Origin of the sequence: Dokdonia sinensis (genome assembly GCF_003688895.1) — a bacterium.
GTDB lineage: Bacteria > Bacteroidota > Bacteroidia > Flavobacteriales > Flavobacteriaceae > Dokdonia > Dokdonia sinensis.
In genome coordinates this window covers 296981-311636 of record NZ_REFV01000001.1, presented here as the reverse complement: position 1 = coordinate 311636, position 14656 = coordinate 296981, and the positions used below count along the sequence as shown (strand labels likewise).

At 40.0% G+C, this 14656-nt stretch carries 16 protein-coding genes; 3 read left to right on the top strand and 13 right to left on the bottom strand.

Annotated features, from left to right (window positions below; genetic code table 11):
• Positions 1 to 58 precede the first annotated feature (58 nt).
• The gene (locus EAX61_RS01265) at positions 59 to 676 is read left to right on the top strand and encodes an L-threonylcarbamoyladenylate synthase (protein ID WP_121915834.1); all 618 of its coding nucleotides are present in this window, start codon (positions 59 to 61) and stop codon (positions 674 to 676) included.
• Positions 677 to 1061: 385 nt separating this feature from the next.
• On the opposite strand, the gene EAX61_RS01260 is transcribed toward EAX61_RS01265, so the two are convergent.
• From EAX61_RS01260 to EAX61_RS16390, 8 genes are all read right to left on the bottom strand, one after another.
• Positions 1062 to 1829, bottom strand: a complete 768-nt coding sequence (locus EAX61_RS01260) for a leucine-rich repeat domain-containing protein (protein ID WP_161555155.1) — start codon at positions 1827 to 1829, stop codon at positions 1062 to 1064.
• Between the two features lie 325 nt (positions 1830 to 2154).
• Positions 2155 to 3009, bottom strand: coding sequence for an OmpA/MotB family protein (locus EAX61_RS01255; protein ID WP_121915832.1), 855 nt, complete (start codon positions 3007 to 3009; stop codon positions 2155 to 2157).
• 87 nt (positions 3010 to 3096) lie between these two features.
• On the bottom strand, positions 3097 to 4119 hold the full coding sequence (locus EAX61_RS01250; protein ID WP_121915831.1) for a glycosyltransferase family 2 protein: 1023 nt from the start codon (positions 4117 to 4119) through the stop codon (positions 3097 to 3099).
• A gap of 255 nt (positions 4120 to 4374) precedes the next feature.
• A complete protein-coding gene (locus EAX61_RS01245) occupies positions 4375 to 5097 on the bottom strand; it encodes a head GIN domain-containing protein (protein WP_121915830.1) in 723 nt (240 codons plus the stop codon).
• Positions 5098 to 5123: 26 nt separating this feature from the next.
• A complete protein-coding gene (locus tag EAX61_RS01240) occupies positions 5124 to 6209 on the bottom strand; it encodes a DUF4097 family beta strand repeat-containing protein (RefSeq protein ID WP_121915829.1) in 1086 nt (361 codons plus the stop codon).
• A 10-nt stretch (positions 6210 to 6219) separates the two neighbouring features.
• Positions 6220 to 6780 (bottom strand): hypothetical protein, encoded by a 561-nt coding sequence (locus tag EAX61_RS01235; protein WP_121915828.1) that lies wholly within the window; start codon positions 6778 to 6780, stop codon positions 6220 to 6222.
• A complete protein-coding gene (locus EAX61_RS01230) occupies positions 6749 to 7327 on the bottom strand; it encodes an RNA polymerase sigma factor (protein WP_236641961.1) in 579 nt (192 codons plus the stop codon). Before EAX61_RS01230 ends, EAX61_RS01235 begins: the two co-directional genes overlap by 32 nt.
• A gap of 124 nt (positions 7328 to 7451) precedes the next feature.
• Complete coding sequence (locus EAX61_RS16390; protein ID WP_161555153.1) at positions 7452 to 7643, bottom strand: hypothetical protein; 192 nt, start codon at positions 7641 to 7643, stop codon at positions 7452 to 7454.
• A 14-nt stretch (positions 7644 to 7657) separates the two neighbouring features.
• Here EAX61_RS16390 and EAX61_RS01220 point away from each other — a divergent pair, with 14 nt between their 5' ends.
• On the top strand, positions 7658 to 8236 hold the full coding sequence (locus EAX61_RS01220; protein ID WP_121915826.1) for an RNA polymerase sigma factor: 579 nt from the start codon (positions 7658 to 7660) through the stop codon (positions 8234 to 8236).
• Positions 8226 to 8630, top strand: coding sequence for a hypothetical protein (locus EAX61_RS01215; protein WP_121915825.1), 405 nt, complete (start codon positions 8226 to 8228; stop codon positions 8628 to 8630). The genes EAX61_RS01220 and EAX61_RS01215 overlap by 11 nt, the downstream gene beginning before the upstream one ends.
• Before the next feature lie 208 nt (positions 8631 to 8838).
• Here the strand turns inward: EAX61_RS01215 and purB are convergent, their stop codons facing one another.
• The 5 genes from purB to EAX61_RS01190 form a co-directional block, all read right to left on the bottom strand.
• Positions 8839 to 10182, bottom strand: coding sequence for an adenylosuccinate lyase (gene purB / locus EAX61_RS01210; protein ID WP_121915824.1), 1344 nt, complete (start codon positions 10180 to 10182; stop codon positions 8839 to 8841).
• A gap of 80 nt (positions 10183 to 10262) precedes the next feature.
• On the bottom strand, positions 10263 to 11594 hold the full coding sequence (locus EAX61_RS01205) for a DUF58 domain-containing protein (RefSeq protein WP_201739400.1): 1332 nt from the start codon (positions 11592 to 11594) through the stop codon (positions 10263 to 10265).
• A 10-nt stretch (positions 11595 to 11604) separates the two neighbouring features.
• A complete protein-coding gene (locus EAX61_RS01200; RefSeq protein ID WP_430641059.1) occupies positions 11605 to 12687 on the bottom strand; it encodes an AAA family ATPase in 1083 nt (360 codons plus the stop codon).
• Positions 12688 to 12697: 10 nt separating this feature from the next.
• The gene (locus EAX61_RS01195) at positions 12698 to 13909 is read right to left on the bottom strand and encodes a DUF4350 domain-containing protein (RefSeq protein ID WP_121915822.1); all 1212 of its coding nucleotides are present in this window, start codon (positions 13907 to 13909) and stop codon (positions 12698 to 12700) included.
• Positions 13906 to 14655, bottom strand: a complete 750-nt coding sequence (locus tag EAX61_RS01190; protein ID WP_121915821.1) for a DUF4129 domain-containing protein — start codon at positions 14653 to 14655, stop codon at positions 13906 to 13908. Before EAX61_RS01190 ends, EAX61_RS01195 begins: the two co-directional genes overlap by 4 nt.
• Between the last annotated feature and the right edge of the window lies 1 nt (position 14656).

Here is a 14656-nt window from a genome sequence, read left to right as displayed (position 1 = left end):
TTTGATGGTTGCGCTTTCGCGAAAGCGTATGAATAACCATTATTTATAATATCCTTTTATGGCTACACTGATAAAACTTTACGAAGAAAATCCAAATCCTAAGGAGATCCAAAAAATCGTCAAAATCATTAGAGATGGCGGCCTTGTGATATATCCGAGCGATACAGTATATGCGCTAGGTTGTGATATCACAAATAATAAGGCGTTAGAACGTGTTGCTCAAATAAAAGGAGTGAAGCTTGAGAAGGCAAATTTTTCTTTTGTTTGTGAGGATTTAAGTAACCTCTCAGACTACGTGAGGCAAATAGATACGAAGACTTTTAAAATCCTGAAGAGGGCGCTTCCTGGTCCTTACACCTTTATACTTCCTGGGAACAACAATCTTCCTTCGGTGTTTAAAAAGAAAAAAGAGGTAGGAATTCGCGTCCCGGATAATGCTATTACACGCGCTATTGTGAGGGAGTTGGGCAATCCTATAATCTCAACTTCTATTTATGATGAGGATGAGGTGATAGAGTATATGACTGACCCAGAACTTATTTTTGAAAAATGGCAAAGTCTTGTAGATGTTGTCATAGATGGTGGGTATGGTGACAACGTCCCGTCTACCGTAATTGATCTTACTGGGGACGAGCCACAACTTATAAGAGAAGGTAAGGGTGGTTTAGAAATATAACCCCCCTCATTCAGCTAAGTTCTATCTACTCTAAGATTTTATTTAATCTTTAGGGTGTAAAAAAACTCAAAATGAAAATAACGTAATAAAGCCTCCCTAGTGGAGGCTTTATTGTAGGTTGTTGGGCAAAAAAAGTCTATCTATTATAGATACGTTTCAGGGGTGAAAGCCGGACGTTTTTGTTGCAAATTAAATTCAAGTAGATTGTTACTTACGCTCTATCTTAATTTGATAGAACAAATTTAGGGTGAATGGTTAAGTATCTGAAAAACTGATAAATATATGGTCATATATCAGTATAAACGTAATAAAAAAACCTCCCGATGAGGAGGTTTTTACAAATTACCTGTTAGAGTGATTTGGGGTTTAACAAGTGTAAAATCATTTAATCGTTTGCAGCTACGGCTTCACCAGAAACATTTCCGTTAAAATTATTTGAAGCCATAGTAAGTTCTTCAAGTTGATTCATATTGTTTATTCCTTCTGGAATAATTCCTGAAAAGTTATTGTCAAAAATACTGAGCCTTTTTAGAGAAGTGAGTGCTTCTAGACCCTGTGGCAATTCACCATTTAGATCATTACTGCTTACTTGGAGGTCTCTTAGATCTTCTAGTGTTGTGATAGACGCTGGAAGTTGACCGCTAAAATTGTTGCTATAAATACTTAGTCGTCTCAATTTTTTAAGATTTCCAATATTCTGAGGTAATGCTCCCTCTAGTTGGTTAAAGAATAAATCGATGTATTCAAGATTTGCCATAGAAGTCAGTTCTGATGGAAGCTCACCTGTGAGTTGGTTAAAAGAGACATTAAGTACTTTTAATCCTTTAATTTTTGTGATGGTCTCAGGAAGTCTACCAGAGATATTGTTCTTGTAAAGGTTAAGCGACTTAAGGTGTACTAGGTTACCTAATGACTCAGGAAGATTACCTGATAAATTATTATCTACAAGTTGTATTGCAATCACTTTATCTCTAAAAAGTGTAATTCCTTCCCAAGTAGCTATATCTGCATCTAGGTTCCAAGTCGTATTCCAAGAATTACCGTTAGTGGCTTTGTGGAGATCCAGTAGCGCTTGTTTCTCTTGAGTAGATACTTGCGCTATCGCTACGGTATTAAGTAGTATTAAAAGTAGCAAAGAAGTAATTTTTGTCATAATGGTACTTTTTTGAATGGTTAATCTTATGATTTGGTTAGTTGAATTTAAGACGAAATACATTCTCATCGGTTAAAATGCATTAAAATTCGATGTAAGACGCTTTTTTTTAACATTAATAAGTTTAGAAGTGTATTTTGTCGATGTTATGAATCTAATGTTGCGGAGGGCAAAGTTTACTTTCAGTACGTAAGTCTATACCCAATGAGGAGTAACTTATAATAATAACCTTTAAATGCTGGCATAAAAAAACGCCCAGTAAAAACTGGACGTTTTGTAATTTTTGATATGCTCAAAAGCACATCTAGAGGAGGCAGAGTAGTTACTATTCTGCTTTTTTCATGCCATCTTCTACCATTTTGTAGAATTGATCTAGCTTAGGTAGTACAACAATTCTCGTACGTCTATTTCTCGCGCGACCTTCTGAAGTTTCATTACTCGCTAGAGGAATATAAGAACTACGTCCTGCAGCAACCATACGCTCTGGTGGAACACCAAAATCATTCTGAAGTATACGCACTACAGATGTCGCACGTTTTACACTTAAATCCCAGTTGTCTTGTAAAACAGCGTTGCTTATAGATCTGTCATCTGTGTGACCCTCTACCATAAACTCGATGTCTGGCTTAGCTTTTACCACCGTAGCAACTTTACCTAATACCGCTTTTGCTTGATCAGTTACGTTATACTGTCCACTCTTAAAGAGTAATTTGTCAGATATAGAAACGTAAACGACACCTTTTTCAACATTAACCTCGATATCTTGATCATTAAGGTCACCTAGCGCACCTTTAAGGGAGGTTACTAATGCTAACGTTACACTATCTTTACGAGTAATTGCATCACGCATAGTCTTGATTTGCAAATCTTTCTCACGTAGTGACTCGAGGGATTTTTCAAGAGATTCTGCCCCTTTGGTTGAAAGTGTTGTCAAGTTACCTTGTGTATTAATTAAGGCCTGGTTGTTCTCCTTAAGAGAAGCGATCTGATCTCTAAGAGATTCTACTCTTGCCTCTGCTGCAGATTTATCTGTAAGACAGCTATTCAATTTTACGGTAGCGGAGTTAAGCATATCTTGCGTCTCCTTTTGGCGTGCTTCTAGGGCGGCATATTCTTTTTTAGAAACACAAGAAGTGAGCATTAAAAGGGCGCTCGCACCTACGATCAATATTTTTTTCATGGTTTATTATATTTTCAAATTAGTACGTAAATGTATGTAATCAAGAAATGTTAAAAAGGGCAATTAACAGTACTTTATCATTTAATTTTAGAGTTGGTCATAGCGTTTCACACCAGACAGGTAGTGGGATTTAACAATTGACAGGGTATGCACATACGACGCACTTTTACTCAAATGTTTTCGTTTTTTTATGAGCTTTGGAAGGTTTGCGTAAAAGCTAAAATGTGCCTTAAGAATGGCCGCAAAATGTTTTGGTTTTCCTTCCAGAAGAAATTTTATTGCCGCAATACCGTCGAGTGTAAGTCTAATCAAAAGAATGAATAATATCCGTAGTCCTTTTACATTTTTTACTAATGAGTAAAGACTGTTTCTAAAATTGTAAAAGCTTTTTTTTGGGTCTGCTGTTGCAAGAGTAGCTCCGCCTAAATGAAAAACCTCACTAGCTCCACAAGCTTTTACAGAGTACCCTGCATTTTTGATACGCCAGCAAAGGTCTATTTCCTCTTGATGGGCAAAGTAATCCTCATCCAGACCACCAACCTCCCAAAACACGTCCGATCTTACAAAAAGACAAGCACCGCTGGCCCATTGTACCTCAATCGTATCATCGTATTGCCCATTATCTTGCTCGCAATGGACAAAAATGCGACCGCGACAGTATGGATAACCCAAACTATCTAAAAAGCCACCCGCTGCTCCCGCATATTCAAAATGCGTGGGCCGTTTAAGGTCTTTAATTTTGGGTTGTGCCGCAGCGACATTTGCATCTGATTTGAAAAGTTCAATAACAGGTTGGAGCCATCCTTTAGTAACTTGCACATCACTATTTAATAGCACAAAAACATCTGCTTTGATATTTCTAAGAGCCTCGTTGTAACCACCTGCATAACCACCATTACGAGTATTTTGAATGATTATTACGCTACTTCGACTTCGCTCAGCACAGGTTTTGCAAAAGCGGTCTTCTACGTATGCAACAGAATCATCCGTCGAAGCATTATCTGCTACATACACTTGCGCAAGGGGCGAACTAAATTCTACAACATCTGGAAGAAACCGCTCCAGCAATTCCTTTCCATTCCAGTTTAATATGACGACTGCGATTTCCATTGTGCAAAGATGCGGGTTTTGGATTTTACTAAGAAACAGTTTTTGAGTTTAAAATTTTGGTGAAAGTAGGGAGATATGAGATGGGAGATGGGAGATGGGAGTTGGAAGTGGGAAGAGATTTTACGTTTTATTCAACTTCAACTTCAACTTTAAGTTCGAATTCCATTTTCGCGAACCTGCCTGTCGGCAGGCAGGAGCGCAAAAAAAACCATCCTCAACGAGAATGGTTTCATTTATAGTATAGTCCGGAATTACTTAGTTCGAAATCGTTCCTGAACCAGAAACCTTAGTATCCTGCTTGCTTGGGTTTCCAGAATACTCAATATCCCCAGAACCAGTCACACGCGCAATTAGTTTCTTATTACATACCATTGAAATATCTCCGGAACCTGTGACCTTTGCGTCTACATCATCTGCCTGAAAACGACCAGCGTGTATATCTCCAGATCCAGTAACGGTAACCTTAAAGTCGCGCGTACTACCTGTGAGTGTGAGGTCTCCAGAACCTGTCACTTTTGCTTCAGTATCGCTAGCCTCAACTTCAAGAACAACGTCTCCAGAACCAGAAACCGAAGTTTTGAAATCATTTGCCTGTATAATTGCTCTACTCGTAATACTTCCAGAACCAGAAAGCGTTACTTCGTCTAAGTCTTTAAAAGGAACCGTGATTCTCACACCTCTACGAGAGCTAGGTTTTAAGTTTTTGTTATTCTCTGTTTTGATTTTCAGGGAATTTCCATCTACTTCTGTGATGATGTATTCTAGAAGATTGCTGTCTGCTTCGATAGTAATTTTACCTTCGGTGCCAGAGACTAATTCTACATCAAAAAATCCACCTACGTTTATCTGATCGTAATCCCCTACGTCACGGGTAATTGTTGTGATATTTCCGTCTCCTTTAATTCCCTTTCCCCACCATTGTGCATTCATTGCAGTTGCTGTGAGGAGAATAATACTTAATGTGATTAGCTTTTTCATAATATAGCTTTTAGATTGATTGATAATTAGATTTTAGTTAAAGTAACTCCTCCATATTCAGAGTTGATGTCAATGTTGTTTTTTGCAGAAGCGCTACCATAATACCCTTCATAATATTTATCTGATGATTCTATGCGCTGTTTGCTTATCTCAAGATTGTCCTTTCCGCTTAGCCCTGCATACTCTAAGGTAATATTAAAAGTGAACTTATAGCTTGCGTTATAGCCTATTTTAATCCCTGTGTAGTCACTCTGAATGGTTACATCGCCTGCATCGCTTGCAAGTTCATCTATATTTATAGACCCGTAATCTGTATTAAGATTTACAGTACCGTGCACCACCCCAAACTTAGCCGATAAGTAATCCCCGCGACCTATGATATCTCCAGAGGAATCTGTGCTCACAGATCCATACTCGCTGTTATAGTTGAGATTTTTAATGGTGCCAAAACGAGACTTGGAGTAATCTGCATTGAGCTCGATATTACCACCTTTGTCTAGTGTGAAACTTGAGTAGTCTGCATTGATACGCCCACTTTTCATATATGCAATCGTAGAGTTATTTGTGTAGTCAAAGTTGAGGTAGTTATTATCTGCCATCAATTCGCCTAGAGTCATCTTGCCGTAGTCGCAACGTATTTTTGCAACGCCCTCAATCCTGTTTAGGGAAATAGGTCCGTAATCGTTGCTAATGTCGATGTCATTTGTCACAGGAACTTTTACTGTGTAATTCACTTCCATATTCACATTATTATCTTTCCAGCTGTTCCACCACGAGCGACTTCTATTCTTGTCAAATGATGTTTTAGCGCTTACAAAAGAGGCACTACCTTCAAAGTTTACATCGATTTCATCCAGTTTCTCCTGTACTTTTTCCTCGTTGTTACCATTAGTTTTGACGTGTACCTCGATGACTGTTCGGTTTTCGTTCCAGCTTACGATGTTTACGTGGCCGTAGCTGTTGTCTATAAGAAGACGCGCATTAGCATTTACGGTAAATTCTTTTTTGATTTTTTTCTCCTTAGTGTATTTCCCTTTAGGCTCTGTGTTTCCTAATATAATGGTAGGAATTGCGAGTAGCAGAAAAAAGAGAGATGTTATTTTAGTTTTCATAGTTGTTTATTTATAAACGTGCCGGTTCAAGTGTTGTTAATTCATTTACAGCGTTCATTTGCTCGAGGACCTGCTGTAAAAGGTCAATTCTGTTTTGGAAATTAGTAATCATTGCATAGATGACTCTTTTGTCTTCACCACTTTCAATTAAATCTTTCTGTAGTTTCTTGTAATTGTTTTCTAATACTGCAAGATTTGCAATCGCACTCTCTACAATCTCTCGTGTTTGGGGCGTACTTTTCTTGCGTATCTCAGACAATTCTTTTTCTATGGTTTGCGTAAAAAAGTCCTGTGTTTGTTCCATTTCTGGAGAGACATCTGCTAGATTCCCTTCATTTGAAATACCAGCAGTCTGCGTCCAGAAGATGCCAGCAAGTAGCAATACACTTGCTGCAATTGCTAGCGGTTTCCACCAGTTAAGGCTAGTTGTTTTTACGGGCTCAGGAGCCTGCGTGACAGCAGTTGCTTGCAGTTTTGCAAAGAAATTTGCTTTGTGATCCTCGCTAGGTTGTGCAACATCCAGTTGCCCTTGCAGTCCATCAAACAGTTGTTCTATAGTATCCTTTTTCATTGTCTTCTAATATTTTTCTAAGGCTGTCCTTAGCTCTTGAAACCATCGTGCGACAGTTTGCATAACTCGTGTTCATAATCTCGCTCATTTCCTCATAATCATAACCCTCTATAAGGTGTAGCGACAGTGACTGGCGATAATTGTCTTTAAGTGAGTTCATTGCCTCGACGACGACTTTTGCCTTTACACCGCTCAAATCTGCTTCTGCCATTCCATCGTCCTCATCTTCTATGCGGTATAAGTGATCTTCTATGGGTGTTTCCTTTAACTTTTTTGACTTGTTGTACGCATTTAAACTGTTATTTACTACAATCCGTTTTAACCAACTCCCAAAGGTCGCATCACCCTTAAAGCTATCCAGCTTCGTAAATGCATTGAGAAAAGAATCCTGCATCACGTCTTCTGCCGTAGCGCTGTCCTTTACGATTCGTAGCGAGGTGTTATACATCGCGCCATAATATCGCTGGTACACCTCCATTTGCGCACCTTGATTGTTGCGTTCACATAATGGTAATAGGTCGTCTATATTTTGGTTAGTGTAAGACACTCGTTTTGATTGGTTCTGTTATAAAGATGTATCCTTTTTTGGATTGTTACACTTTCGTGAAATTTTTCTCTAAAATTTTCTAATCCTAAAGATAATCAAAGATGTAAGCGAGTTTTAGATGTCACTAATATTTGCCAAAACAATCATCTGCTGAAAGAATAGTATTAAACAAAACCCAAAACCCAAAACCCAACACCCAACACCCAGCACCCAGCACCCGGCACCCATCTTCCAACTTCCAACTCCCAACACCCAACACCCAACTTCCAGCACCAAACATTTTCCCATTATCTTGTAACCAAAACCCAAAACCCACCGTCTTACTTTATAATGACCCATCAAGACGACCAGTATTTTATAGACCAGACTTTGGGTGGGGACACGCAAGCCTTTGCCACGCTCATTGAGCGACACAAAGGATTGGTTTTTACACTTTGCCTACGGATGCTCAAACAGCGTGAGGAAGCAGAGGAGGTCGCGCAGGATGTTTTTGTAAAGTCATTTCAGAAGTTGTCGACTTTTGGTGGGAGGTCTAAATTCAGTACGTGGTTGTACAGGATTACATATAATAGATGCTTAGATACGCTTTCGCGAAAGCGTAACCAACCCACACATCAAGCCTACGACCTGAACGATGACATTACAGCAGATGGAATTGCAAATGTTCTGGAGCAAATGGAAGCAAGAGAATTCACCGCTCAAATTTCTGAATGCATCCAAGAACTGCCAGAAACAGAAGCGTTTCTCGTGACCTTATTTTATTTGGAAGAGCAATCCTTAAAAGAAATCGCTAGCGTTACTGGGCTAAAGGAGAACCACGTAAAAGTAAAATTGTATCGTAGCCGAAAGAAATTATACGAGATTATTACATCTAAATTACCGAACTTGAGTGCACATTATGGAAACTAAAAAAAATAAATTACTCAATACGTTTACCGATAAAATGATAAAGTCTGCAGGACTGGAAGAGCCTGCGACAGACTTTACTGCGCAGATAATGCAGAAAGTTGAAGCACTTGAAGCTTCAAAAACGATTGTGTATGAACCACTCATTTCAAAACGAGTATGGTGGGGAATTGCCGTGGTAATCGTTAGTGTTTTGGGATATGTGATGTTTACGGGAAAGGAATCTACAATGTTCAGCAATGCGGTTGCTGAGGTTACGAGTCAAGCACCCTCTTGGGAATTACCGCGATTGGACTTTGAGTTTGATGTGTCTAATGTGATGGTTTATAGTTTCTTGATTTTGGCGGGGTTTGTTGTGGTGGAGATTCCTTTGTTACGGAGGATGATGAAGTTTTAAGTGTAATTTCGGATGTTTCGATACGATTTAAAACTGCGCTACCGCTTCGTTTTAAATCACTCAACCACCTTAGATTGCTAAATTAATCTAACAATACCTTTGTGGTTTTGTGCCTCCGTGAGAATATTATTTTCATCCAGCATCCAGCATCCAGCATCCAGCATCCAGCATCCAGCATCTTTGTACCTCTAACCTTGCACCTCTAACTTTAAATTCCCGTATAATTACTAGGCGTAATTACCTTCAGTTCATTTTTTACAGCATCACTTACTTCTAACGTATCAATAAATTCGGCGAGGGACTGTTGTGTGATTTTACTGTTTACTCGAGTAAGCGCTTTTAGCGCTTCGTAAGGATTGGGATATCCCTCACGGCGTAAAATGGTTTGAATCGCTTCGGCTACAACGGCCCAGTTATTTTCTAGATCCGCCGCAATTTTTTCTTCGTTTATGAGAAGTTTGTTGAGTCCCTTTTGTGTGGATTGTAAACCAATTAATGTATGACCGATGGGTACTCCTATGTTTCTTAGGACTGTACTGTCCGTAAGATCACGTTGCAGTCTTGAAATAGGCAACTTTGCCGAAAGGTGTTCGAAAATGGCATTTGCTATCCCTAAGTTTCCTTCACTATTTTCGAAGTCAATAGGATTTACCTTATGTGGCATCGCACTTGAGCCTACTTCTCCTTTTTTGATTTTTTGCTTAAAGTAATCCATTGAGACGTACGTCCAGAAATCACGGTCTAGATCTATGAGAATGGTGTTGATGCGTTTTAATCCGTCAAAAAGAGCTGCCATATGATCGTAATGCTCAATTTGTGTAGTAGGGAAGGAGTGTTGCATTCTGAGCGTGTCGTGTACGAAACTCTTACCGAAAGCTCTCCAGTCGATACTTGGATATGCTACTTTGTGAGCATTAAAGTTTCCTGTCGCTCCACCAAATTTTGCCGCACTAGGAATATCATTAAGCAAATTCAATTGCTCTTCCAGACGCACTACAAAAACTTCAATCTCTTTTCCCAAACGTGTAGGAGATGCTGGTTGTCCGTGCGTGCGTGCGAGTAAAGGAATATTTGCCCATTCATCTACAAGTTGTTTTAAGTGATCTACCACTTCCAGAAGCTGTGGGATATACACTTGATTCATCGCATCCTTGAGACTCAATGGTATTGCGGTGTTATTGATATCCTGCGAAGTGAGTCCAAAGTGGATGAACTCCTTATATTTTTCTAGCCCAAGACCGTCAAATTTTTCTTTGATGAAATATTCCACCGCTTTCACGTCGTGGTTTGTTACTTTCTCAATGTCCTTAATGGACTGTGCATCTTCGGTTGTGAACTCAGAGTATATTTCGCGCAAAGCGATAAAAGAATGCTTATCTACATCCTGCAACTGCGGTAATGGCAACTCACAAAGCGCGATAAAATATTCTATTTCGACTTTTACTCTGTATTTTATGAGTGCTTCTTCAGAAAAGAAAGCGACAAGAGATTCAGTTTTTGAGGCATAACGACCATCTATAGGAGAGATGGCTTGTAAAGATGACAACGACATAGTTTGCGTTTGTTTATTAAGGGTGCAAAGATAAATATTAAGAGAGGGTTGGCATAATAAAGCGCCAATTATTGCAAGTGTTACAAAATTCCCCGCGCTTTAATTTCCAGATACTTGTTAATTGTATTCACAGTAAGGTCTTCTGGCTTAGTGAGGATGGTCTGTATCCCGTACTTTTCGAGCGTTGCGGCCATCACTTTCTTATCATAGTCGGCTTTTTGAGCGATGGTTTTGTGGTAAACTGTCGGTAAGTCTTCGGCAGGAGTGTTGAGCAGTTCGTCCAGCTCTGTGTTTATAAAAAAGATTACGACGAGGATATGCTTTCGCGAAAGCGCCTTTAAATACCCCAACTGTCTTTCTAGAGAAGAGATGTGCTCAAAATTAGTGTACATTATCAGCAGACTGCGCTGGCTAACCTTGCGTTTTACTTGATTATATAAACTGCCAAAATCACTATCCAAAAACTTCGTGTTTACATTGTACAACACTTCCAGAATGGTATTGAGGTGTACCTTGCGACTGCTGGCGGGAAGGTGGTTTTTTATACCTTCGGCGAAGGTGATTAAGCCCACTTTGTCCTTTTTCTTAAGCGCAATGTTTGAAAAAGCGAGCGTACTATTAATCGCATAATCCAGTAAAGTCAATCCTTCAAAAGGCATTTTCATCGCGCGACTGGCATCTATAAGACAGTACACTGGTTGCGATTTTTCATCCTGAAACTGATTGATCATCAGCTGGTGACGCTTTGCCGTGGCTTTCCAGTTTATGGTGCGCACATCGTCTCCCAGCACATAATCCTTAATTTGCTCAAACTCCATTGTATGGCCTATGCGTCGCATCTTTTTCATCCCTAGAAGGGTAAGCCTGTTATCCAGCGCTAGGAAGGCATACTTTTTCATTTGAATAAAGGAAGGATATACCTTTACAAGTTGGTCTTTCTCAAACGTAAAGCGCCGTTTTGCGATGCCAAAACGGGTGCTCGCATAGATATTCAAATTCCCAAAATAGTATTCCCCACGCTCCACGGGTCGCAAATCGTAGGTAAAAAGACTAGATTCTTTTGCAGGAATGATAAGTTCCTTTTTAAAATCCCGTTTTTGGAATTGCACCGGAATTTCGTCTATAATATCGAGGCTAACTTTAAACGGATAGTTGTTCTGAATTTTGACAGGCAACTCGTTCTCATCGCTATTTGAAAATTTTTCTGGTAGTAAACGTTGTGCGGTAATATTTCCGCTTCCGCGAAAAAGGACTACGCAGTCTATAAAAAACAATAATATCAGTCCCCATAACGCCCACCAGACCAAAGGGTAGATGAAGTTGACCCAATACGACACCAAAAACGCGACAGCGACAAGCGCAAGCGCATAAAAGAGACGATTGTGCAGATACAATGCTTTTATAAACCGAATGATTGCCAAACTATCGTGGGATTTCAACCGATTGTACAATCATATCTATCACCTGCTCTGTGGTCATCCCTTCCATCTCACGCTCTGGCGAAAGGATAAGACGGTGACGCATCACAGGAATTACAGCACGTTTCACGTCTTCTGGAATGACAAAGTCGCGCCCTGCGATGGCTGCAAAAGCTTTGGCTGCATTCATAATAGAAAGCGACGCACGTGGTGATCCTCCCAAATATAAATGAGGATGCGTTCTCGTTTTTACAACGATAGAAGCGATATAGTTTAAGATTTTTTCCTCTATAAGAACTTCCTGTGTTTGTAGTCTAAATGTTGCTAGTTTTTCGGGAGATAAAACCGCAAGGATATCCTTTTGAGGCGCTGCTCCTTTTCTGTCGTGATGACTAGCAAGGATGGCTACTTCTTGTTCCATAGAAGGATAGTCTACCTTAATTTTAAAGAGAAAACGGTCTAGCTGTGCTTCTGGCAAGGCGTAGGTACCTTCCTGTTCAATAGGGTTTTGGGTGGCGAGAACCATAAATGGAGGTTCCATTTTATAACGCTCTCCGTCTATAGTGATTTGGCGCTCTTCCATAACCTCAAAAAGTGCCGCTTGTGTTTTTGCAGGGGCACGATTGATCTCATCTATGAGCACGATATTTGAAAAAATAGGCCCTTTACGAAATTCAAATTCGCTATTCTTCATATTGAGCACCGAAGTTCCCAGAACGTCAGATGGCATTAAGTCTGGAGTGAATTGCAAACGACTAAATTCTGTTGAGAGTGTTTTTGCAAAAAGCTTTGCGGTAACTGTTTTTGCAATTCCAGGAACTCCTTCTATCAGTACGTGTCCGTCTGAAAGTAGCGCCACGATGAGCAACTCTATAAATTCGTGTTGCCCTATGATAATTTTACCTAGTTCTGCACGTATGGCTTCGGCCGCATTGCGCAATTCTTCTAAGGGGATGCGGTTTTCAAAATCCAGCTTGTTCTCATCCAGAGCATTGCCGTCTATTAGTTCTTCGGGAGTGCTTGAAGGCTGTTGTGATGCATTTTGACTCTCTTCAGGGTTGCTGTTTTTGTGTTCTTCGGCTTCCATAACTTTTTATTTATGTGGTGCTTTTGTATTGTTCTATGCGCTTGTTTAAGTCAAGTAATATTTCCTGAGAGACATTACCAGTACTTAAAATATCATCTATAAACTGAAATAAATTTTTTGTTTCTTCTTCGCTATTTCCAGACTTAAGGCTCACTTTTTCTAGAAACTGTTTATCACGATTTCCAGTATTCACGAGGTATTCACTACGCAAGAATTCAAAAAAGTGATTGATCTGGTGAAAAGCAATACTGCGGTGGTCCATTTTGTCCAGGTACATTCCTGCAATCGTCTCCGTAAAATCTAGTGTCTTATTAGACAAAGGTTTCACAATTGGGATGGCACGTTGTTTTCTTTTACCTTCAAAAATAACCCATAAAAGCACACCGATAATTAGCAGGTAATATGCCCACTTTAAATAGCGGTTATTTAGGAAAATATAGAGTGGCGATTGCTGTACCGTTTTACCATTCTTGTAGTGGTCGTCCCAATAAATCGTTTCGTTTTCCGGAAGATACCGCAACGCATTTTCTACATACCTGTAGTTGTACTCGTACAACATATTATAGTTTGTGAATGCGGTAGGCATTAAGTGTAAATAGATTTTTCCTTCGCCAAAAGCCTGTTCAATAAAATGGGTCTTCGGTTCTTCTAAAGTTGTTGTATCGCCTTTGTTGAGGTCAAACTCTCCCACGACCACAGTTTCCAGAGTGTCAATCTCGTTAAACTCCGTTGCACCTATTTCTAGGTCGATGTAATAGGCGTTTTTTCTTTGTAGCGCAGGATTACTGAGCTGTAGGACAGGCTTGTTTTCCAGATTGTCTAAGTCGTAATAGGCCTGCGTTTCGAGATTGAGGGTGTCGAGTAATGCTTCTGGCATACTGTTGCTTGCCACAAAAAGTGTATTTCCAGCAGTTACCCATTTTAAAAGTCGGTTAGCTTCTGCTTCGTCAAAGGGGACTTGAGTATTAATAAAAAAGTAGGTTCCTTCAAAGGAGGAATCCTGCAATACCTCAAAAGGCGGTCGGTTTACATCGACTATATTTTCGGCGCCTCGGCTTTCTTTAAGGGTATTATACAGCACAAATGTTCCGTATGGGATTTTATCTTTTTTACTGTAGGTGGGAAACCAGTTTATGTCCTCCTTTTCGGTGGTTTCTAGGTAAATGAGCATTGCAAACAGTAGGACCAGACACCCTACCAAAACTTTGAATTTTGTGGTCATAAGGTGCTGTTTAGTTGGTTGAATGCGGATTGCGCTTTCGCGAAAGCGGACTCATCTACCTCAAAATTTCCGTACCAGATATAGTCATAAATATCCGTCACACGCCGAAAGTACGATCGTCGGTAAGAGTCTTCAATTTCAAAAATATACTCGTGGTTCGTCTTCTGAACCTGCCAGTCTATGTAATCTTTTGCAGAAAGTTTTTGAAGGGCTAGTAAATAGTAATATCTCACCGCAAGGCGGTAATTGCCACTCGCGAGAGCACTATCTATAAGCGCCTGAATGTCCTGATTCTGGATAATATCCTCATCATCGCCCATAAATGCCTGGGGTGCGCGCGCACTTTCAAAAACGAGTCTGTTGCTGTCTATGCGCAGGAAGAGCCAAACGAGCGCGCCCAAAAATAAAGCGAGCAGGATGTAAGGTAGGGCTTGTACAAAACCGCCCCAAAATCCTGTGGCCGCGTTATCGCCTATAAGCCAGCGCATAAAGGAGTAATAAACATCGTAGAGCCACTTTTTAAAGCGCGTCCACCAGTTGTCCTCTTCGATAGTCTGTTTGTAGTTAAAATCCTCGTCTGCTTGGTATTCTTTTATTTGATTTTCGTCCAGTTCAATTTCAGGAAGTGACTGCTGGTCGTAGCGCACTTCTTTGGCGACAGTTTGTGGCTCCTCTTGTAGTGAAACGGCGTAGCCTTTCGCGCAAAGCGAAATAAAAATCAAGAATACTACAAGCGATTTTCTCATG

Excerpts from the sequence above, each read along its gene's own strand:
- EAX61_RS01265 (WP_121915834.1), top strand. The coding sequence starts at position 59 with ATGGCTACACTGATAAAACTTTACGAAGAAAATCCAAATCCTAAGGAG.
- EAX61_RS01260 (WP_161555155.1), bottom strand. The coding sequence starts at position 1,829 with ATGACAAAAATTACTTCTTTGCTACTTTTAATACTACTTAATACCGTA.
- EAX61_RS01255 (WP_121915832.1), bottom strand. The coding sequence starts at position 3,009 with ATGAAAAAAATATTGATCGTAGGTGCGAGCGCCCTTTTAATGCTCACT.
- EAX61_RS01250 (WP_121915831.1), bottom strand. The coding sequence starts at position 4,119 with ATGGAAATCGCAGTCGTCATATTAAACTGGAATGGAAAGGAATTGCTG.
- EAX61_RS01245 (WP_121915830.1), bottom strand. The coding sequence starts at position 5,097 with ATGAAAAAGCTAATCACATTAAGTATTATTCTCCTCACAGCAACTGCA.
- EAX61_RS01240 (WP_121915829.1), bottom strand. The coding sequence starts at position 6,209 with ATGAAAACTAAAATAACATCTCTCTTTTTTCTGCTACTCGCAATTCCT.
- EAX61_RS01235 (WP_121915828.1), bottom strand. The coding sequence starts at position 6,780 with ATGAAAAAGGATACTATAGAACAACTGTTTGATGGACTGCAAGGGCAA.
- EAX61_RS01220 (WP_121915826.1), top strand. The coding sequence starts at position 7,658 with ATGACCCATCAAGACGACCAGTATTTTATAGACCAGACTTTGGGTGGG.
- EAX61_RS01215 (WP_121915825.1), top strand. The coding sequence starts at position 8,226 with ATGGAAACTAAAAAAAATAAATTACTCAATACGTTTACCGATAAAATG.
- purB (WP_121915824.1), bottom strand. The coding sequence starts at position 10,182 with ATGTCGTTGTCATCTTTACAAGCCATCTCTCCTATAGATGGTCGTTAT.
- EAX61_RS01200 (WP_430641059.1), bottom strand. The coding sequence starts at position 12,687 with ATGGAAGCCGAAGAACACAAAAACAGCAACCCTGAAGAGAGTCAAAAT.
- EAX61_RS01195 (WP_121915822.1), bottom strand. The coding sequence starts at position 13,909 with ATGACCACAAAATTCAAAGTTTTGGTAGGGTGTCTGGTCCTACTGTTT.
- EAX61_RS01190 (WP_121915821.1), bottom strand. The coding sequence starts at position 14,655 with ATGAGAAAATCGCTTGTAGTATTCTTGATTTTTATTTCGCTTTGCGCG.